Source organism: Mycobacterium sp. E3339 (assembly GCF_001666915.1).
Taxonomy (GTDB): domain Bacteria; phylum Actinomycetota; class Actinomycetes; order Mycobacteriales; family Mycobacteriaceae; genus Mycobacterium.
In genome coordinates, this window is the sequence record NZ_LZIZ01000022.1 from 1 (window position 1) to 18,617 (window position 18,617).

Genomic DNA, 18,617 nt, shown 5'->3' on the forward strand with positions numbered 1-18,617 from the left:
CCCGCGGGCTTACGATGTCGCCGTGGCGGATGTCACGGTGGCGATATTTACCTTTACCAGGAACGAAGCGACCGCGGTAACGGAGTTGCTCGCACGCCTCTACGTCGACCTGCCGGTGTTCGGAGCAACGTTGTGGACGCCGGTGAAACACGGGGAAGAATCGTTGGAGGGCCGCCTGTCCGACGGGCGAACCGCCAGGCTGGAGCACCATCCGCTCAGCGCCCAGGGCAATGTCGTCGCGGCGGCCGCGCTCAGCAGATCGACCCGCGAAAACCGGGCCGACTACTACGTCTTCTACGGCTGCTGTGGAACGGTCGACTCCAAGCTCGTTGGTCAGGTCTTTCGAGCCGAAAGGGTGTCATACCTGTCATTGGGCGTGGTAGTCGCCTCGCCCGACGGCGAGGTCGTCAAGCTGAAGAACAAGTGGATCGTCCGGACGCATCCCGACGAGCAGGCACCGCTCGCCGCCATTGAGCTGCGGGCCGGGTCCGCGGTCGCTTCGTTCCTGGTAAAGGTAAATATCGCCACCGTGACATCCGCCACGGCGACATCGTAAGCCCGCGGGCGGGCCTTATTAGCGCGGTCGCCGAAAACACAATTTGGGCAGCGGTCATCAGTTCCGAGTTTCCGGAATCGGAATCAATTCCGCGTGTATCGTGCGGCCAAACTTGGACCGCATGAGCCCGTGTGCCGTGGGCACCAGCACGCGGGCAACATTTCAGCCGCCGGCGCCCACGCCGGTGACCAATTCGACCGGGCCGCTTGGCGATTAGAAGTGGGCCGCTACTGGCCGGCCGGTGGACGGCACACGTTGGCGCCCGGATCCCACCACCAGCCGTTGTCGCATGCCAGCGGTTGCGGCCCCACGCCGAGAGGCCGGCATACGTTGGCGGTCGGGTCCCACCACTGGCCCGGGTCGCATGCCAACGGTTGCGGCCCCACGCCGAGAGGCCGGCAGACCTTGCCCGTCGGATCCCACCACTCCCCCTCCGCGCAATCCGCCTTGCTTACGGCCGGAATCGCGATCGTCACGGCCGCCATCGAGGCGAACGCCACCATGACGATGACTACAAGATGCCGAATGAACGTCCTCATTGTGGACCTCCCGTCGCGCTATCCATCAATCGAAACCGATTCCGGACATGCAGGTCAAGGCCGCAACCGTATTCGTCGTCATGTCTGCGATGAATTCCGGGCACTTCGCGAGTCAGACCTTCCAGACGGACAAATCGAGAGGAAAGGTGGATGCCATGTCCCCCGAACAGACGGCCCAGCCGCCGATCGTCGATCTCCAAACCTGGCGCGCCGCGCTCGACGAGCTGCGCAAGCGCGAGAAGGCCGCCACCCGCGAACTCGATGCCATCGCCGCCCAGCGCCGACGCCTGCCGATGGTGAAGTTGCCGGACTACGTCCTCATCGGCGCCGACGGGCCCATCCGCCTCGTCGACGTGTTCGACGGACGTTCGCAGCTCATCGTCTACCACCACATGTGGTCCGACGGCGCGGAGTGGCAGTGCCCCGGCTGCACGGGTTTCACGTCGCAATTCACCCGCTTGGAGTTCCTGGACAACTACGACGCCCGCTTCGTCATCGTCACCAACGGGCCGATCGAGGAAGCCCTCGCCTACAAGCACAAGGTCGGCAACCGCATGGACTGGTACTCGTCATCGCAAAGCCCATTCGGCGCCGACATGGACGCACCGCCCGGCGGCGGCTTCGGGGTCAACGTGTTCCTGCGCGACGGCGACACCGTGTACCGCACGTGGCACACGAACGGGCGGGGCACCGAGCAACTCAGCCACTCGTTCGGGCTCATCGACATCCTGCCGTGGGGCCGCCAGGAGGAATGGCTCGATTCGCCTGAAGGCTGGCCGTCGCGCCCCACATACTCAGGGTGGCTCGACTCCCCCGCCATCGCAGCCGCCTACGGACCCGAGGACAACACATGAGCGTCACCGCCGAGCGTTACGCCGTCACCCGCACCATCGCCGCGACGCCGGCCGAGATCTTCGCCGTACTCGCCAACCCGTCGCGTCACCAGAACACCGAACCCACCGACTGGGTCCGCGAAGCGGTTGACGGCGCGCCGATCACCGGGGCGGGACAGACGTTCGCGATGAACATGTATCTCCCTGCGGCCGGCGGCGACTACGTCACGCACAATCTGGTCAACGTCTTCGAGAAGGACCGTGCCATCGGTTGGATGCCGGGCATCCTGGACGACGCGGGCAACCACACCCCCGGCGGCTGGTTCTGGCGTTACGACCTCGCCCCGAATGGCGACCGCACGGACGTCACCCTGACTTACGACTGGAGCGGCACGTCGCAGGACTTCCGCGACCGCGTTGGCCAGATGCCCATCTTCGGTGAGGACTACCTCGACGCGTCGCTGGCCGCGCTCGCGCGATCGGTCGCAAGCTGATCGGTCAAAACCCAGTCACCGCAACCCATCTCCCGCCGCGAGCGCCGAGTTCGCAGGGACTCGCGGGATCTCGGCGGCGGGTAATGGCGGACAGAAAAAGTTCCCCTGCACGGCGTCGCAACCGTAGTCCCTGAGCCGTTGGGCCGTTGCGAGGTCTTCGACGCCTTCGGCCACGCTGGCGATACCGAACGCAGATGCCAACTCGATGACCGAGCGTGCAATGGTGGCGGCGCGGTCATCGTGCAGGATCGGCGCGATGAAGTCATGGCCGAGCTTGACTTCATCAGCCGGCAACTCGCGCAGATACGTCAAAGTGGCGTAGCCGCTGCCGAAGTCGTCAATCGCTACCCGAATGCCGTTGTCACGTAACCGGTTCAGCACTGCGCGGGCCTGCACCAGGTCGGCCACCACCAAATCCTCGGTGATCTCGATGGTGAGCGAGCTGGGAGACATGGCGAACTGGCCGAGCACGGACATGATGCGGTCCGGCAGCGCGTCCTCGTCGAGGGATGGCGCCGCGAGATTGATCGCGACGGCGATCGCCGCGCCGGCCTCGTGCCACGCGGCGGCGTCCGCCACGGCCCGGGAAAGCACCAGATCGGTGAGCGCATGCATCAACCCGTGCGCGCGCACCAGGGGTAAGAACTCATCGGGGCCCAGCACGCCAAATCGCGGATGATGCCAGCGCACCAGCGCCTCTACTCCGCTCACGGAGCCGGTCAACGTGCTGAATTTCGGCTGGTACAACAGGGTCAGCGTGCCGTTCTCGATGGCGCGTCGCAGTTCGCCCAGCAGTTGCAATCGGGCGATGGCCCGCTCGGATGTGGGCGCGTTGCCAAGCTGAGCGCCCATCTCGGGTGTGAACGTCTGCACATTGGTCGCGCTCCCCAGGCGGGCCCAGGAGCGCGCCGCATCCGCCTGCTTGAGTAGATCGCCGGGTGTCAGCGGCGGGAGATCTGACTCGGCCGAGGCCATGCCGATGCTCAGGCGTACGTCCAGGCGGTGATGGTCGATGTCGACGGGCTCCTCGAACGATCGCGCCACCCCGTTGGCGACCTGTATCGCCACGTCCGGACGGTCCTCGACCAAGATGGCGAATTCGTCACCGCTCATCCGCGCAATGGTGTGGCTGTCATCGACGTTGTGCTGGATCCGCTCGCCGACGCCGCGGAGCAGTTCGTCGCCCACGTCATAACCGAGCGTGTCGTTGACGAGCTTGAAATCGTCGACGCTCACCGTGAGTACGTTGACCGGCACGCTGTGCTGAACGTGTAAGCGCAGGGCGTGCGCCAACCGATCGTCGAAAAGCCGGTGATTCGCCAACCCGGTCAGCGGGTCGCGCAGGCTGGCATCGGATACCGCGGCAAGTAGCCGTTGCTTTCGCTCCAGCAACAATATGTGGCGGACCAGGGTGGTGACGAACAGCACCACACAAACCGAGAAGACGAACGCCTCACCCCGGTAAGCGGGCCAAAAGTGCACGGTCCCAACGACAATCGCCAGCATCACCGGAAGATAGGGCAGCCACAGCGACGCCCTGGACGAGGGCCGCGAAAATCCCAGATCGGGTTCGGGCCCCGGCCGAGAAGTGATTCCGGACAGCGCGACGAAGTACATGCCACCGGCCCATCCGAGGACGACGAGGTCATTGGGCCCCCGGTCGACGGAATCCCTGGCGACGTGCACCAGGCCGGCCAGCGCAATGAGGCCCCAGCCCAACATCATCAGCGTCGGGGAGAGCTTGCGGCCCGCCTCAGCCTTTTTGACAACGATGAATGTCAACGCAACGAGTCCGACGTACACGCCCGCGGCGGTGGCCAACAACACCCGCGGAACGGTCAGCGTCGTCTGCGATGCCTGCGCCGCGGGACCCAGCGGCAGGAGAATGAATACGACCAACAGCGACGCGGTGATGAGGACCCCGTCAACGAGCAGGCCGATCCCGAACCGGGCGTCGTCCCTACTGGGAATCGCGGCCGCGGTGGCCAACGCGCAGAGCGGCAGAATGAGGAACCCCAAGTTCGCCGCCGAGAGGTCCGATACCGGAAGTTCGCCTGCCAGGGCGACGTAACACCACACCGCTTGGCCCGCAGTCCAGCCGACCAAACCGGTGGACAGGACGGTCCACGCGAGGCGTTGCCGCCCCCGCGACCCGCGGGCGGCATAGACCGAACACGTGGTGGCGAACACGCCCGCAAGCAGAGAGCCCGCCGGCGCGAGTACCGCGCGGCCCGGCGCAGCCTTCCAGCCCAACAACGCCACCGCGAACGCGACCAGACCGACGGTTGCCAACACGACCACCACTTGTCGGCTTCGTGTCAGTGACAACAATTTCCCTTAATCTGTCGGGTGCGGCCCGCAAGCAGGATAAGGCACGCAGCAAGGTAGTTGAGAGAATTTACTCAGCCGTTTCTCGGTCGCCATGAGTTTTCTGGTCGCGCCGAATGCTGCACCGCCTCAGGGAGCGACTGGGCCCCGCAATGGGTCTAATTGCGTTGCACCTGCGGTGCATTCGATGCAGCGGCGCGCCGACACAGCGCCATCGGGCGAGTGCCGGGATGTCACGTGCACAGCGAAGGGGCGTCGCACACGTTGCCGGGGCAGTAGATCGAGTGCGCGGCGTCGACCATGGTTCCGACGTCCAACAACGTGACGCCCCGCGCGTTCAGGTGCGCGTGAACGTCGTCGGCGATCTGTTGTGGCGTCCAACCCCAGGTCAGGTCGTAGCAGATGAGGTGCGCCTCCCCGATGAGCGCCTCTTGCGTCTGCGGCGGCCAGCTGAGGCCGACGGCGCGCAGTTGAGCGAGGTATGCGTCGTCTTGGGGCGTGGCGGCGGCAATCGCCGCGCTACTGACCAAGCCGGCGCCGGCGATCATGGGTACGGTAAGTGCCGCCAGCCAACGAGGTGAAGGCATGCGATTCACTCCCTTTCTGCGATGCCCCCCAATATCTTGCGGACTCAACCACGTCGAAGAATAGCCAAAGTCCGTGGCGTCGGCTCGCGGTAATCGGATTGCGCTCCCCGCGGCGGCCAAGGGCCAGCCGATGGCGGGGGTGCGGTTTGGCTGTAGCGTGACGGCCGTGAAGTCCTCCCTGGTGTATTCCTCCGTCGCCGCCTGCGTTGCGGCGACCGTCCTGGCTATCGCCGCGTCGGGCAACGCAACCGCGGCCGGCTCGTGCCCGACCGCGCAGGCCCCGGCCGGTGGCACGCCCGACTGGACGTTGGCCGGCACCACCGGCAGCGTCGCGGTCACCGGGTCCACGGATACGACGGCTCCGCGCGTCGACGTCACCGCGCCGTTCGGCGTGACCCAGACGCAGGTGCATACGCTGCACGCCGGGAACGGGCCGGTGGTTCCCGCCGCGGCCCGGGTCTCGGTCTGCTACATGGGTGTCAATGGGCGTGACGGGTCGGTGTTCGACAACAGCTACGAACGCGGCGCCCCCGTCGACTTCCCGCTCACCGGAGTCGTGCCGGGCTTCCAGAAGGCCATCGCGGGACAAAACGTCGGATCGACCGTCGGCGTCGCGATGACTTCCGCGGACGGCTACCCCAACGGTCAGCCGAGCGCTGGGATCCGGCCGGGTGACTCGCTCGTGTTCGCGATCAAGATCCTCAGCGCGTCGAGCTAGCCGGAAGGCGCCAAATCGCTTGTCGCTCAACCGTTCAGCGGCGCAAACATCAGCGCGGGGTCGATCCCGAGTTGCTGTGCGACGTGGGACGCGTCCCAATACTCGCGCCAGTAACTGATCGCGCCGTCGCGCACTCCGAAGAACGCCGTGACGTAGAACGTCACGGCGACACCGTTCATGGCGTTCACGTCGACGCGCTCGACGACGACGGTGTCACCGTCGGAAACGATGGTGCGGATCTCGCTGCCCTCCACCATCCCCGTCGAAAGCGTGTTGTGCTTCTCGAGTTCCGCGCGCGCCGCGTCGCGCCCGCGAACGACGGGTGAAAGCGGCACGTGGAGCTGCCAAACGAAGTCGTCGGCCATGAGCGCCGTCATCGCGTCGATATCCATGCTCTCGCCGTAAGCGGAATGGATAAAATCGACGACGATCTTTTCGTTGTCGTTCTTGGTTGCAACGCTTTTCGCCATCTGGTCGTCCTTTGAAGGTGATTGCGGTTCGCTATTGGTCGAACTGTAGACGGCCGCCGTTGGAATAGGCGCCGATATACGAATCGCTTAGCGTGGGCCCATGTAATCTGACCAGGACATGCCCCCAACCGCAGCCGCAACCCGCCGCCGCTTGTCGGTCGCGATGAAGGCGGGGTCGGCGGCGGAGCACACCGCCGCCGAACAGAGCGCGTTCGTCGCCGAACTACTCGCCGGCCGCGTCACCGCTCGCGGCTACTCCGAATACTTGCTGCGCCTGCGTGTGGTCTACGCCGCGCTCGAGGACGCCATCCGGGCCCGCCGCGAGGATCCCATGGTCGCCGCCGTGTACGACCCGACTTTGCAGCGTTCGGCCGCCATCGACGCCGACCTGGAGCACTGGCGACCCGGCGCCCCGCGGGAGGTCGACTCGCCAGCGGCCACGGCATACCGGGACCGGATCGCCGCCCTGACGTGGGGTGGCGCGCTGCTGGCCCACCACTACACGCGCTATCTCGGCGACCTGTCCGGCGGGCGGATCATCCGCAAGGCGCTCGATCGCACGTTTGACCTTCGCGGCGCCGGGCTCGCGTTCTACGAATTTCCCGTGCGGCCCAAGCCGTACAAGGACGCCTACCGGGCGCGGATCGATGCGCTGCCCACCGGCGCGGACGACATCGAGCGGATAGTCGACGAGGTCAAATTGGCCTTCGGCTTTAATCGCGCGTTACTCGACGAACTCGCCGTCGGCTAGCGCGCTCGAGGATCCGTCGGCAATCTCAAAGATTCAGCCCCGAGAACATGATTCGGCTGGGATCGTACTTCTGCCGCACGGCGGCCAGCCGCGACAGGTTCGAGCTGAAATACCTCGAGGCGGGTTGGTTCGCCTCGAGGTAGTTCACGTATCCCCCCACCGAGTGCCCTTGCACGGCCTGGTGCGCGGTGTTGAGCCAGTTCGTCGCCGCCCCCGCGTCACCGGTCTCCACGTACCACTGCACCAACGCATACTGCCGGCGCCACGGGAAGGCCGTCGCCCCCGGCGCCACATCGGCGAGGGCGCCGTCGAGCGCATGCATGATCGCCAACATGCGGCCCGCTCCACGGGGAAAGGCGTTGACGGCCTGGGCGATCCCCTGCGCGGTGGCCGCGTCGACGACCGGCAGCACGTCGGACCCGCCGACGTATCCGAGCGGCGCCGGGTTGAGGTTCCCCACGGCCAGATACCGCACCAGGTCCAGGTAGTTGAACGTGTGGTTCTCGGTCCCCGTCGGTTGCACGCCAACGGCTTTGGTGATGTTGGCCCCGACGCTGGCGCCCGAGCCGACCGGGCAGGTGGCCATGATGCGGCAGTGCGTTCCCATCGGCTCCACGGTGGCGTCCGCCAACGCCCAGCTGTTCCGGTCGGCGGTACGCAACCAGTTCTGCCAGCCAACCAACACCTGCGCCAACGCCTCCGCCGGGAAATTGAGGTTCACCACGTCGAGATCGGTGGTCGGGAACGTGGCGAAGGTCAGCGAGGTGGTCACGCCGAAGTTTCCGCCGCCGCCACCGCGCAACGCCCAGAACAGATCGGGGTTGCTGGCGTTGGAGGCGGTCACCGCCTGCCCGCCGGGCAGCACGACCGAAGCCGACACCAGTTGGTCACAGAGCAGGCCCGCGTGGCGGGAGTTGGCGCCCAATCCCCCGCCCAGCGCGTGCCCTGACGCGCCGACCGACGGGCAGGTGCCCGTCGGGATGCCCCGGCCCGCGCCGGCCAGCGTCTGATGCATCGCATACAAGCTGGTCGCGGGCGCCACGGTGATGTTTCCGGTGGCGGCGTCGTAATTGATGCCCCCCGGCAGCTGGCGGAGGTCGAGCACCATGACGCCGTTCGCGGTCGAGGCGCCGATGTAGGAGTGCCCGCCGCTGCGCGGCGCCACCTTCAGGTTGTGGGCGGCGGCGAACGCCATGGCCTTCTGCACGTCCGCGGGCGACGTCGGGGTGACGATCGCGGCGGGCGTCGAGCCGTTGAAGTTGGTGTTGAACACCTGCTTGGCCGAACCGTAACCGCCGTTGTCGGGCAGCAGCACCTGCCCGCCGATCGCGGTGGACAGCCCCTCCCAGCCGGTGGGGTTGGGGGCGGCGGTGGCCCGCGCCGAGCCGAACACGGTGCCGGCGGCCAAGGCTCCGGCGGCGCCCCGCAGGAACGTCTGGCGGGACATCTCACGCGCCATCGCCGGGCTCCCGCGTCTGCCTCATGTCCGCATTGTCAAACGGGCGACAACGAAACCCGCGGTGCCCCATGCCCTGTGACCGGATCGAAACCGATACGAGCTGCCGCGGTGATGCGCTCCGCGGGACACGTCGACGCCTCGAACAGACATGCCACGTTCCGCCTCGTATTGTCTGCAGCATGGTCGCCGCATCCACGTCCACTCTCGGCGAGTTCACGCGGTAGGCGGGGTCGGGGCGCGTGGGTGCTCTTTTGGTGGCGCTTGCCGGCCTGGCGTTGCTCGATTCGTTGAACGTGCTCAATGTGGGCGTGGTATCCGCGGTCATCTTCGACAGCCGGTTGAGCCGGCGATCACCGATTCCGGGCGCGCTGAGCTACGTCGCGGGCGTGTTCGCCGTGACGACCACCTTCGGGCTTTGCACCGTGCTGGGTCTCAGCTTCTTGACCCATGTCGTCGGGTTTCACGTGACACCGGCCATCCGTTTCTGGGGCGAGCTGGTGCTCGGCCTGGTGCTGACCTGCCTGGCCTACTTTCCGTTGACCGCCCAATCAGCGGCTCCCGGTTGGGCATTGGCGGCGATGCGCGAGCGTCCCTGGCTGCTTGGTTTCCTCGGGCTGGCGGTCGGTAGTGGCCAGGCGCCCACGGCGATTCCCTATCTCACCGGCTTGGCCATGCTCGCCGCCCTGCATCCGCGGCCGCCGCTGTGGCCATTGGTCATCGTCGTCTATTGGGCGATCGCGCTTTCCCCGCCGCTACTGATCCTTGCCCTCTCGATGAGGAAGACCATGCGAGCCAAGCGCATTCAGCGTCGGCTGGTCCGCGCCCTCACCCGCTACGGCCCGATATCCGTGCGGCTGCTTTTCCTGGTCTTCGGAATCGGGCTGATGGCCGATGCGCTGGTCAATCACAGCGCGCTGTGGTGAGGCACAACCCTTTCTCACGTCTTGCCCAGCGAACCGGATTACCTTGGCGGATATGACCGATCGCCACGAACGCGCGCTGTCCTTCGGCTCGATTGCGGAGGACTACGACGGTTTCCGCCCGAGGCCTCCGCAAGACGCGGTGGATTGGCTGCTGCCGACCCGGTGCGAGGTGGCAGTCGACCTGGGTGCGGGCACCGGGCTGTTCACCCGGGCGCTGCTCGGCAGGGCGACCGAGGTGATCGCCGTGGAACCCGACGCGCGCATGCGTGCGGTGCTCACCGGGCGGTCGCCCGAGGTGCGGGCCGTCGAGGGCACGGGTGAGTCGATCCCGCTCGAGGACGCGGCCGTCGACGCGGTGTTCGTCTCCTCCGCCTGGCACTGGATGGACCCTGAGCGCGCCGTCCCCGAGATCGGCCGGGTGCTGCGCGACAACGGGCGGTTCGGCCTGATTTGGACCAGTCGAGACCGTGAGGTGGATTGGGTCCGCGAACTGGACCTGCTTCCGGGCGAAGACACGCCCGATGCGGAATCCCCCGACCGCTTCCGCCGGCGCCACGAGAACGTCGTGCTTCCCGACCCGCAGATATTCCACAACGTTTCCCGCGAGACGTTCACGTTTGTGCGGGCCATGACCATCGACGATGTCGTCGCGATGGTCGGCACGTACAGCAGGGTGATCATCGCGTCCCCGGACGAGCGCGCCGCGCGCCTGGCCAATGCCCGCGCCGCGTTGACCGAGCGCTTCTCCGGTGCGGAAGCGATCGACGTCCCGATGAAGTCCCGGTGCTGGCGCGCAGACCGGATGCCCCGCGGCGGCCGGTAGGCGTTAGCCGCTCAGGACTGCGGACCCTCCGATGGCGGCCAGACCGAACCCGGCGAGGCCTCGCCGGGCGAATCGTGTTCCCCACGGGCCAAAGGCACCCACCGCTCGCTGGGCGCGGGCTGCTTGGACGACGGGAAGTCCCGCAGCTTGCCCGACGGCTTGGCATCCCATTTGGCGAACGTCAGCGGCGTCTGCAGCCAGGCGTGCAGCAGGCAGTACGCCGCCTGCAGCGAATCCAGATGGGTGCGCTCCCAGCCGTGGCTGCCGTCGAGCCCAAACCCGACAAGCGCTGCGCGTGTTCCCGCGCCCGCCTCGATCGCCGCGGCGGCGTCGGAGCGGTAGAACCGGAACACATCTCGCGCGCACGGGACGCCCTGCTCCTCGGCGAGCTTGCACAGCTTCCGGGTCAGGTGATAGTCGAACGGCCCGTGCAGATCGGCCATCGGGATGGTCACGCCGTCCTCGATGGAGTGCTGGCCCGGTGCGCACACCGCGTTGTCCACCGAGACCAACTCCGCGACGTCGGCGGGCAATCCGTGGCTGGCGCCGTGGCCAACCTCCTCGGTGATGGTGATCATGACCATGGTGCGGTGCGGCAGCACGATTTTCTGCTCGGCGAAGTTCTTGGCGAGCGCGAGCGCGATTGCGACGCCGGCCTTTCCATCAAGGTGCCGGGAGACGATGTAGCCGTCGGCGGTGAGTTCCGGGCTGGCGATGAACGCGACGAAGTCGCCGACCTGTAGGCCGAGGCGGATCAGGTCCTCCCGCGAGGACACCTTGCGGTCGACGCGGACCTCGACGTGTTCCCAGTCGGTGGGCTGCAGGTCGATCTCGTCGCCGAATGCGTGCCCGCTCGCCTTAAGCGGCAGGACGGTGCCCGTGATGAATTCGTCGGGGTCGTCGGAGAAGATGCGCACGCGGGCGCCGGCGGCGAACCGCGCCGAGAAGGTGCCGACCGGAATCACCTCGAGGCGGCCGTTGTCCTTGAGCCGGCGCACCATGCAACCGATCGTGTCGGCGTGCACCACGATCGCGCGGTCGATGGCCGCCGACTCTCCGGGGAGTTCGGCGGTCAGCGCCCCGCGCCGAGTCAGCTCGAACGGCACGCCGAAGCCATCAAAGATGTCGCCGATGAGCTGCATCACCGCGTCCGTCCGCCCCGCCGGACTCGGCGTTTGGAGCAGCGCGAGCAGCGTGTCGACCATCCATGTGCGGTCGGCTTCGGACATGGCCGCGCTTGTGCGCACGGTCCCTCCTCTCGAATCACCAGGGACCGGACCAACCTACCGCGTGGCCACCGTTGATCCACCCGCCCGGGCCAAATGCCCGCGTGCTCAGGGATTCACGTTGGGGCAGACCTGTTTGATCCAACCGGTGATCTGGTCCCTGTTGGCGTTCAGGTCGGGATCGTCGGGCCGCGCACCGCCGGTGGTGACGAAGTGCTCGATCGCGGCCTTCACGTTGTCGGGCGGGCCGTACTTCTCCAGCGTGTCGGCGTACTTGCGTGCCTTCTCGGGGTTATTGGCCACCATCAAGTTGTCTTTGGCGAACGAAATGTCCAGGCAGGTGGACTGATCCAACGGACCGCCTTGCGCGGCGGACGGCGACGGCGTCGTCGTCGACGGCGGCGGTGGGGACTGCGAACTCGAGGTCGGCGACGGGCTGGACGATGAATCCGAGGACGATGCGCCGTTCGAGCAACCCGCCGTGACGATCGCGATGGCGACGATCCCTGCACTCGTGATTCGGTCTAGCCTCATCGGAAGCTCCTCTGCTTCTTCAGGTGGTGTTTGCTGCATGCACCTTATCGGCAACTTGCCTCGCGCCGCCCTGCGAACAGTCCGAATCCGCATCGAGCGGCGTGCGGCGGCTCTGTTCGCGGTCGCGTACCGCCCGCTTTTGTTGCCCTGGGAAACCCTTGATCTGCGAATGTTTCACGATTGCCGGGCATCGCACGGGTGTCGTGGGCCACTCGGCGAGTCGCCGGCTTCCCCCAACCGCGCGGCTCACCCGACGGTTGCTGCAAAACTTCGCGGTGAACCGCGCGATTTGCTGCCACAGCGGTTATGCTTCCGTCCGGCTTCCGGCAGCGGATGCAATCACGAAGGGTGAGCAACATGCGCCAATTACCAGTCGCCGTCGCCTCCATCGCCGTCCTAGTCGCCGCATGCGGGGGCGGCAAAGAAAGCGGCTCCGGCTCGTCGACGACCTCGACGGCGCCCCCGGTCGCGCAGGCCGCCCTGTCGGGCTTGCTGCTCAGCTCGGCCGACCTCGACGCCGCGCTGGGCGTGACCGGATCGAAGAGCAAGGAAAAGAGCGACAAGCTCAAGGACGACGCCGCCAAGCAGCCGTGGCCCGCGGGCTGGAAATTCCCCGACGACTGCGTCTACGCGTTCGGCCCGGGGCAGGCTCCCGTGTATGCCGGCAGCGGCTATACCGCGGTCAGCGGTGACGACGAGGTCGCTTCCCTGCCCCCCAATTCGAACGAACCGGACCCCGAGGTCGAACAGGTGCTGGTGTTGTTCCCGACCGCGAAGGAGGCCCGCGCCTTCTTCGCCCAGTCGGCCCAGCGCTGGCCCGCCTGCGCCAACCGGCAATTCACCACGCCGGCCGGGCAGGACACCCCCGAGACGGGTTGGCAGGTGGGACCGGTCACCAACTCAAACGGAACGTTGAGCACCACCCTGACCATGACGATGCGCGACAACGGCAACGTGCTGCTCACGATTACCGCCCAGCGGGCGCTGACGGTGCGCAACAACGTTGCGATCGATGTCAGCGCGCTCCGCAAGGACCCGACGGACTCCGCCGTCAAGCTCGCCGGTCAGATCGCCGGCAGAGTCGACAAGCAGTGAGCGATATCGCCTAGGAGGCGGACGCCAATTCCGCGATGAGATCCGCGAGGGCGAGGATCCGTTCCGCGTTGCGGACGTGCAGGCTTTCGATCATGCGACCGTCCACCGTGATGACGCTGGTCCCCGCGGCGCGGGCCTCTTCGTAGGCCGCGACCACCTTGCGGGCGTCGGCGACGTCTTGCTGCGACGGACCGAACAGGTCGTTGGCCGGGCCGATCTGGGATGGATGGATCAAAGTCTTGCCGTCGAAACCCATTTCGCGGCCCTGCCGCGCTTCCGCCTGGAAGCCGTCTTTGTCTGTGATGTCGTTGAAGACCCCGTCCAGGATCACCTTGCCGGCTGCCCTGGCCCCCAGCACCGCCAACGACAACGCGGCCAGCACCGGCGCTCGGCCAGGCACGTGTAAACCGTGCAGGTCGTTCACCAGGTCGTTGGTGCCGACCACCAACGCGGCCAACCGGTCACTGGCCGAGGCGATCTCCTCGGCCCTCAGGAAGGACCTCGGCGTTTCGATCATCACCCACACCCGCAACGACTCCGGCGCACCGAGCCCGTCGAGCGCGGCGGCCAGGGCCCGAACCTGCTCGCCCGACTCGACTTTCGGGACCAACACTCCGTGGGCGGCCGAACCGGCCACCGCCGCCAAGTCCGCGTCGTGCCACTCGGTGTCCAGGCCGTTGATGCGCACCACGACCTCGCGGGGCCGGTAGCCATCCGCCGCGATCGCGTCGCAGACGGCGGCCCTGGCGTCGGCTTTGGCGTCGGGCCCGACCGCATCCTCGAGGTCGAGAATCACCACGTCCGCGGGCAACGACTTTCCCTTCTCCAACGCTCGCGGCTTGTTGCCGGGCAGGTAGAGGGCGGAGCGTCGCGGGCGCAGGGTCGGTGCCAAGTGAATCGCTTCCTGTCGTCTAGCAGAGCGGGCGCGTGGTGCGCGGCATAGGCAGAAAGTACCCTTCGGTCTTGGCGGTGTGGTCGCGCAGGCGATCGGCGGCGAAACAGGAGGGAGCGAGAAAGTGTCATCACTTGGTTCTGCGCGCACCGAGGGCGACAGCTGGGATTTGGCGTCCAGCGTGGGGGCGACCGCGACCATGGTCGCCGCGTCCCGAGCGCTGGCCTCCCGCGGGCCGGACCCGCTGCTCGACGACCGGTTCGCCGAGCCGTTGGTTCGCGCGGTCGGGCACCCCTTCTTCGTCCGCATGCTGGACGGCCAGATCCCGCTCGACAGCGACGACATGCCCCTGACCCTGCAGCAACGCCGCGAGCAGATCGCCGTGCGCACCAAGTTTTTCGACGACTTCCTCACGTCCGCGACCAGCACCGGGATCCGCCAGGCTGTCATCTTGGCCGCCGGCCTTGACGCCCGGGCCTACCGGTTGGACTGGACCGCGGGCACGGTGGTTTACGAGGTGGATCAGCCCGAGGTCATCGCCTTCAAGGGCGACACACTGGCCCGGATGGGTGCCGAACCGACCGCCGAACGCCGGACCGTGGGCATAGACCTGCGTGGGGATTGGCCAACCGCATTGCGGGACAAGGGCTTTGATACCGCAGCGCCCACGGCGTGGATCGCCGAAGGCCTGTTGCCCTACCTGCCGCCGCAGGCCCAGGACCGGCTGCTGGACAGCATTACCGCGCTCAGCGCGCCGGGCAGCCGGCTGGCCACCGAGAACATCACCGACATGGGCGTGTTCAGCGACGAGCGCGCGCGGGCGATGCGCACGGCGTGGCGCAAGCACGGACTCGACATCGATGTCGCCGAACTGGTGTGGCAGGGGGAACGCCAGCCCGCCGGAGAGCACCTGGCCGCCACCGGGTGGGCCGTCACCCGCTACCCCACCGAGGAGCTATACGCCGATTACGGCTTCGTCGTCCCCGACAACGAGATTCTTCGGCAGTTCCGGCACGCCATCACCTACGTCAGCGCCAAACTCGGCTGAGCGCGCCCTCAGCCGTCGTTGGGTTTGGCCTCGCGCCACTCCCGCTCGAACGGCAACCGCCACGCGTTGGGGGCGATCAACTGATGAATGGCGTTGGGTCCCCAGGTGCCCGGCTGATACAGCTTCGCCGGCGGCGGGTCGTCGAGCAGGTCCTGCGAACGCTCCCATAGCGATTCGATGCCCTCCGCGGTGTTGAACAGGGTGTGATCGCCGCGCATCGCATCGAGGATGAGCCGCTCGTACGCCTCCAGCACGTCCACCACGGTGTCGATCTCCTGCGAGGAGAACTGCATGGACAGCTTGTCCAGCTTCATGCCCGGTCCGGGCCGCTTGCCGTAGAAGGACAACGAGACTTTCGAGTTGTCGGCGAGGTCGAAGGTGAGGTGGTCGGGCCCCTGGGTGCCCACCCCCGAGCCGGGCGGAAACATCGTCCGCGGGGCCTCTTTGAAGGCGATCGAGATGATGCGGATGCCCTCGGCCATCTTCTTGCCGGTGCGAAGGTAGATGGGCACGCCCGCCCACCGCCAGTTGTCGATGCCGACCTTGAGAGCGATGAACGTCTCGGTGTCGGAATCCTTCGCCACGCCCTTCTCGTCGCGGTAGCCGATGTACTGCCCGCGCACCACGTTCGAGGGCTTCACCGGCAGCATCGACCGGAACACCTTGTTCTTTTCTTCACTGATCGCGAAGGGCTCGAGCGCCGTCGGTGGCTCCATGACGACGAACGCCATCACCTGGAACAGGTGGGTCACCACCATGTCCTTGTAGGCGCCCGTTTCCTCGTAGAAGTTCGCCCGCTCATCCAGGCCCAGCGCCTCGGGGATGTCGATCTGAATGTGGTCGATGAAGTTGCGGTTCCAGATCGGCTCGAACAGGCCGTTGGCGAAGCGGAACGCCAGGATGTTCTGCGCGGCCTCCTTGCCCAGGAAGTGGTCGATGCGGAAAATCTGGGATTCCTCGAAGGTTTCGTGCACGAAGTCGTTGAGCGCCACCGCGCTGGCCAGGTCGGTTCCGAACGGCTTCTCCATCACCACGCGCGAGCGCTCGACGAGCTTGGCGTCCCGCAGCATGGTGATGACTTCGCGCGCGGCCTTCGGCGGCACCGACAGGTAATGCAACCGCCTGACGTTGGGACCCAGGTTGGCTTCGGCTTCGGAAACCGCCTCGGCCAGCGCCTCCGGTCCCTCGCCCTGCGGAACGTAGGTGATGATCTTGGCGAAGTTGGCCCACTGCTCGGACGTGAGCTTGTGGCTGCCGAACGAATCGATCGCGTCCTTGGCGATCTCGCGGAAGTCGTCGTCACTCAGGTCTTCCAGCGACGTCGCGACGATCTGGATGTCGGGCGCGAGTTCGGACTGGTCCAGGTACGCCAGCCCGGGGAGCAACTTGCGTTTCGCCAGATCTCCCGTCGCGCCGAACAGGACGATGACATGGGGGTCCAGCGGGTCGGTGTCGTGGCGGCGCCGCCGTTGATCCGGCGCCGGGTAAGAGATGGTCTGCGGTTTCTTGTCTGCCACTCTTGCGATACTTCCACCGACGCGGCGCAATGTCGCGTCCGTCACGTCTAGCTCGGACAACGTGGCCCTTTGCCGCCACCAACCAACGATTTCGGTTACCGCGCGGCTGACGGGGTACTGGGTACCGACGGGGCGGTACCCAACCAGAGTCGATGGAAAGCGATATGACGAATCCCGACAAAGACCTACGCGGGCACTCTCAGGAGCTGGAGGACATCGTCGACCAGCTCGAGGAAAAGGTCGCCGACGACCGGGAGGCCGAAGGGGTGGCCGGCAAGCCCAGCGACCGGGAACGCACCCCCACCCGCGGCACCGGCGACGAACCGCCCGACTAGGAGTTAAGCGCCGAACCACGCGGTGAGGGCGCTGCGAAGGCCGGAGTCGCCGGATTCTTCCACCCAGGCCACATGTCCGTCCGGCCGGATCAACACGGCATCGGGGGCCGCGACCGCACCAACAGCCGGAAGTTCCCAACCACCGGCACATTTCGCGTCGATCAGCGCGAGCCGCTGTGCCCAGGGCGTGATGTCGAATCGACCCGGTTCGCCGAGGTTGAGCAGCACCGGGCGGGCCTGGTGCAGGAGCATGTAGACGCGCCGCGGGCCGTCGGCGGTCACCAGGTCGAGGTCGGGCATGCGGCGTCCGAGCAGCGGGTGCCCGTCGCCCAGGTCGTAGCGGATGTCCAGACCCGACATCATCGCGGCGAACCGCTTGCGCGGTTCCTCCATGGCCAGCAGGTCGGACACGGTGTCGCGCAGGGCCTTGGTGCGGTCGTCCGGGCGGAGCAGCGCCATCTGCGCGACGGCGTTGCGCAGCACGCGCGCGGCGACCGGGTGGCGCTCGGTGTGATAGGTGTCGAGCAGGCCGTCGGGCGAGAGCCCGTTGACCACCTGACCCAGCTTCCATCCCAGGTTGACCGCGTCCTGCACACCCGTGTTCAGACCCTGCCCGCCCACCGGGTGATGGACATGGGCGGCGTCACCGGCCAGCAGGATGCGCCCATCGCGGTAGGCCGCGGCCTGCCGCGCCGTGTCGGTGAACCTGGAAAGCCAAGCGGGACTGTGAATCCCGTAGTCGGTTCCGTAGACGGCGACAAGCGCTGCACGCAGCTCGCGCAGCGTGGGTTCGCTGCTGGGACCGAGGCTGCGCTCGGTGACCATGACGCGCACAGCCCCGCCGTCCTCGGGGGCGGCCAGGGAATGCACGCCGAGCGCGTCGTGGTGGATTCCCCACCTCGGGGAAACGTCTGCCCCTAAATCCATTTCGACCTCGGCGAGCAGGTAGCTGGTGGTGGGCTCCCATCCGGGGAAATCGATGCCGGCGGCTTTGCGGACCACGCTGCGCCCGCCGTCGCAGCCGACGAGGTATCCCGCACGCAGCGAGCGGCCATCGGACAACGCGACGTCCACGCCCGCGCCGGATTGGGCGACGCCCGTCACCTCATGCCCGCGATAGAACCGCACCCCGAGCTCGCTCACCCAGTCGGCGAGTATGCGCTCGATCTCGTTCTGCCACAACGCCAGACCGTAGGGGTGCCGGGTGGGAAAGTCGCTGATGTCCAGACGGATCTGCGAGAACCCGGCGACCTGTGCCACCTGGCCCCGGGCGAGAAACCGGTCGGCGATCCCGCGCTGATCCAGGACCTCGATGGTGCGCGCGTGCAGACCCCCCGCGCGGGCGCCGACCAGGCCTTGGTCGACGCGCCGTTCGACGACGGCCACGTCGGCGCCCGCCAACGCCAGTTCACCGGCCAGCATCAGCCCCGTCGGGCCCCCTCCTGCAACCAGCACCGCATGGTCGACGTTCCTGCTTGACAACTCTTCA

20 protein-coding genes are annotated in these 18,617 nt (G+C 67.0%); 10 read left to right on the forward strand and 10 right to left on the reverse strand.

Features of this window, described 5'->3' with window-relative positions:
• Positions 1–556: hypothetical protein (locus tag A5702_RS01290; RefSeq protein WP_231964959.1), on the forward strand; the 556-nt coding region annotated here is incomplete at its 5' end.
• A 227-nt stretch (positions 557–783) separates the two neighbouring features.
• On the opposite strand, the gene A5702_RS01295 is transcribed toward A5702_RS01290, so the two are convergent.
• Complete coding sequence (locus tag A5702_RS01295) at positions 784–1,095, reverse strand: hypothetical protein (RefSeq protein WP_067818350.1); 312 nt, start codon at positions 1,093–1,095, stop codon at positions 784–786.
• A 155-nt stretch (positions 1,096–1,250) separates the two neighbouring features.
• Between A5702_RS01295 and A5702_RS01300 the strand changes: the two genes are divergently transcribed.
• Both A5702_RS01300 and A5702_RS01305 read left to right on the forward strand, forming a co-directional pair.
• Positions 1,251–1,949, forward strand: coding sequence for a DUF899 family protein (locus A5702_RS01300; protein ID WP_055399346.1), 699 nt, complete (start codon positions 1,251–1,253; stop codon positions 1,947–1,949).
• Positions 1,946–2,422 carry an SRPBCC family protein gene (locus A5702_RS01305; protein WP_068217574.1) on the forward strand — a complete coding sequence of 159 codons (477 nt, stop codon included), beginning with the start codon at positions 1,946–1,948 and terminating at the stop codon, positions 2,420–2,422. Before A5702_RS01300 ends, A5702_RS01305 begins: the two co-directional genes overlap by 4 nt.
• Before the next feature lie 15 nt (positions 2,423–2,437).
• On the opposite strand, the gene A5702_RS01310 is transcribed toward A5702_RS01305, so the two are convergent.
• Together A5702_RS01310 and A5702_RS01315 are read right to left on the reverse strand one after the other, a co-directional pair.
• Positions 2,438–4,243, reverse strand: a complete 1,806-nt coding sequence (locus A5702_RS01310; protein WP_156669442.1) for a bifunctional diguanylate cyclase/phosphodiesterase — start codon at positions 4,241–4,243, stop codon at positions 2,438–2,440.
• 740 nt (positions 4,244–4,983) lie between these two features.
• Entirely contained in the window at positions 4,984–5,295 is a 312-nt protein-coding gene (locus tag A5702_RS01315; RefSeq protein WP_055399344.1) for a DUF732 domain-containing protein, read from the reverse strand.
• 172 nt (positions 5,296–5,467) lie between these two features.
• Between A5702_RS01315 and A5702_RS01320 the strand changes: the two genes are divergently transcribed.
• Positions 5,468–6,055: an FKBP-type peptidyl-prolyl cis-trans isomerase gene (locus A5702_RS01320; RefSeq protein ID WP_369817849.1), complete on the forward strand. Its 588-nt coding sequence runs from the start codon at positions 5,468–5,470 to the stop codon at positions 6,053–6,055.
• A 26-nt stretch (positions 6,056–6,081) separates the two neighbouring features.
• On the opposite strand, the gene A5702_RS01325 is transcribed toward A5702_RS01320, so the two are convergent.
• Positions 6,082–6,525 carry a nuclear transport factor 2 family protein gene (locus A5702_RS01325; RefSeq protein ID WP_055399243.1) on the reverse strand — a complete coding sequence of 148 codons (444 nt, stop codon included), beginning with the start codon at positions 6,523–6,525 and terminating at the stop codon, positions 6,082–6,084.
• 118 nt (positions 6,526–6,643) lie between these two features.
• Here A5702_RS01325 and A5702_RS01330 point away from each other — a divergent pair, with 118 nt between their 5' ends.
• The gene (locus A5702_RS01330) at positions 6,644–7,276 is read left to right on the forward strand and encodes a heme oxygenase (biliverdin-producing) (protein WP_067818339.1); all 633 of its coding nucleotides are present in this window, start codon (positions 6,644–6,646) and stop codon (positions 7,274–7,276) included.
• Positions 7,277–7,301: 25 nt separating this feature from the next.
• Here the strand turns inward: A5702_RS01330 and A5702_RS01335 are convergent, their stop codons facing one another.
• Positions 7,302–8,735, reverse strand: a complete 1,434-nt coding sequence (locus A5702_RS01335; protein ID WP_068217582.1) for an FAD-binding oxidoreductase — start codon at positions 8,733–8,735, stop codon at positions 7,302–7,304.
• A 239-nt stretch (positions 8,736–8,974) separates the two neighbouring features.
• Between A5702_RS01335 and A5702_RS01340 the strand changes: the two genes are divergently transcribed.
• A complete protein-coding gene (locus A5702_RS01340; protein WP_055399236.1) occupies positions 8,975–9,658 on the forward strand; it encodes a GAP family protein in 684 nt (227 codons plus the stop codon).
• 52 nt (positions 9,659–9,710) lie between these two features.
• Positions 9,711–10,481, forward strand: a complete 771-nt coding sequence (locus A5702_RS01345) for a class I SAM-dependent methyltransferase (protein WP_068217585.1) — start codon at positions 9,711–9,713, stop codon at positions 10,479–10,481.
• Positions 10,482–10,492: 11 nt separating this feature from the next.
• Here A5702_RS01345 and A5702_RS01350 read toward each other — a convergent pair whose 3' ends face one another.
• Both A5702_RS01350 and A5702_RS26095 read right to left on the reverse strand, forming a co-directional pair.
• Positions 10,493–11,728 (reverse strand): osmoprotectant NAGGN system M42 family peptidase, encoded by a 1,236-nt coding sequence (locus tag A5702_RS01350; protein ID WP_156349398.1) that lies wholly within the window; start codon positions 11,726–11,728, stop codon positions 10,493–10,495.
• A gap of 87 nt (positions 11,729–11,815) precedes the next feature.
• Complete coding sequence (locus A5702_RS26095; protein WP_156349397.1) at positions 11,816–12,241, reverse strand: hypothetical protein; 426 nt, start codon at positions 12,239–12,241, stop codon at positions 11,816–11,818.
• 357 nt (positions 12,242–12,598) lie between these two features.
• On the opposite strand from A5702_RS26095, the gene A5702_RS01360 reads away from it, so the two are divergent.
• On the forward strand, positions 12,599–13,336 hold the full coding sequence (locus A5702_RS01360) for a sensor domain-containing protein (RefSeq protein ID WP_068217694.1): 738 nt from the start codon (positions 12,599–12,601) through the stop codon (positions 13,334–13,336).
• A gap of 10 nt (positions 13,337–13,346) precedes the next feature.
• On the opposite strand, the gene A5702_RS01365 is transcribed toward A5702_RS01360, so the two are convergent.
• On the reverse strand, positions 13,347–14,228 hold the full coding sequence (locus A5702_RS01365) for a CoA ester lyase (RefSeq protein ID WP_055399226.1): 882 nt from the start codon (positions 14,226–14,228) through the stop codon (positions 13,347–13,349).
• A gap of 124 nt (positions 14,229–14,352) precedes the next feature.
• Here A5702_RS01365 and A5702_RS01370 point away from each other — a divergent pair, with 124 nt between their 5' ends.
• Positions 14,353–15,276: a class I SAM-dependent methyltransferase gene (locus tag A5702_RS01370; RefSeq protein ID WP_068217697.1), complete on the forward strand. Its 924-nt coding sequence runs from the start codon at positions 14,353–14,355 to the stop codon at positions 15,274–15,276.
• Positions 15,277–15,284: 8 nt separating this feature from the next.
• Here A5702_RS01370 and zwf read toward each other — a convergent pair whose 3' ends face one another.
• Entirely contained in the window at positions 15,285–16,793 is a 1,509-nt protein-coding gene (gene zwf / locus A5702_RS01375) for a glucose-6-phosphate dehydrogenase (protein WP_055399224.1), read from the reverse strand.
• A 152-nt stretch (positions 16,794–16,945) separates the two neighbouring features.
• Here zwf and A5702_RS01380 point away from each other — a divergent pair, with 152 nt between their 5' ends.
• Entirely contained in the window at positions 16,946–17,128 is a 183-nt protein-coding gene (locus A5702_RS01380) for a hypothetical protein (protein ID WP_055399222.1), read from the forward strand.
• A 3-nt stretch (positions 17,129–17,131) separates the two neighbouring features.
• On the opposite strand, the gene A5702_RS01385 is transcribed toward A5702_RS01380, so the two are convergent.
• Positions 17,132–18,610: an FAD-dependent monooxygenase gene (locus A5702_RS01385; protein WP_255378640.1), complete on the reverse strand. Its 1,479-nt coding sequence runs from the start codon at positions 18,608–18,610 to the stop codon at positions 17,132–17,134.
• Positions 18,611–18,617: the final 7 nt, after the last annotated feature.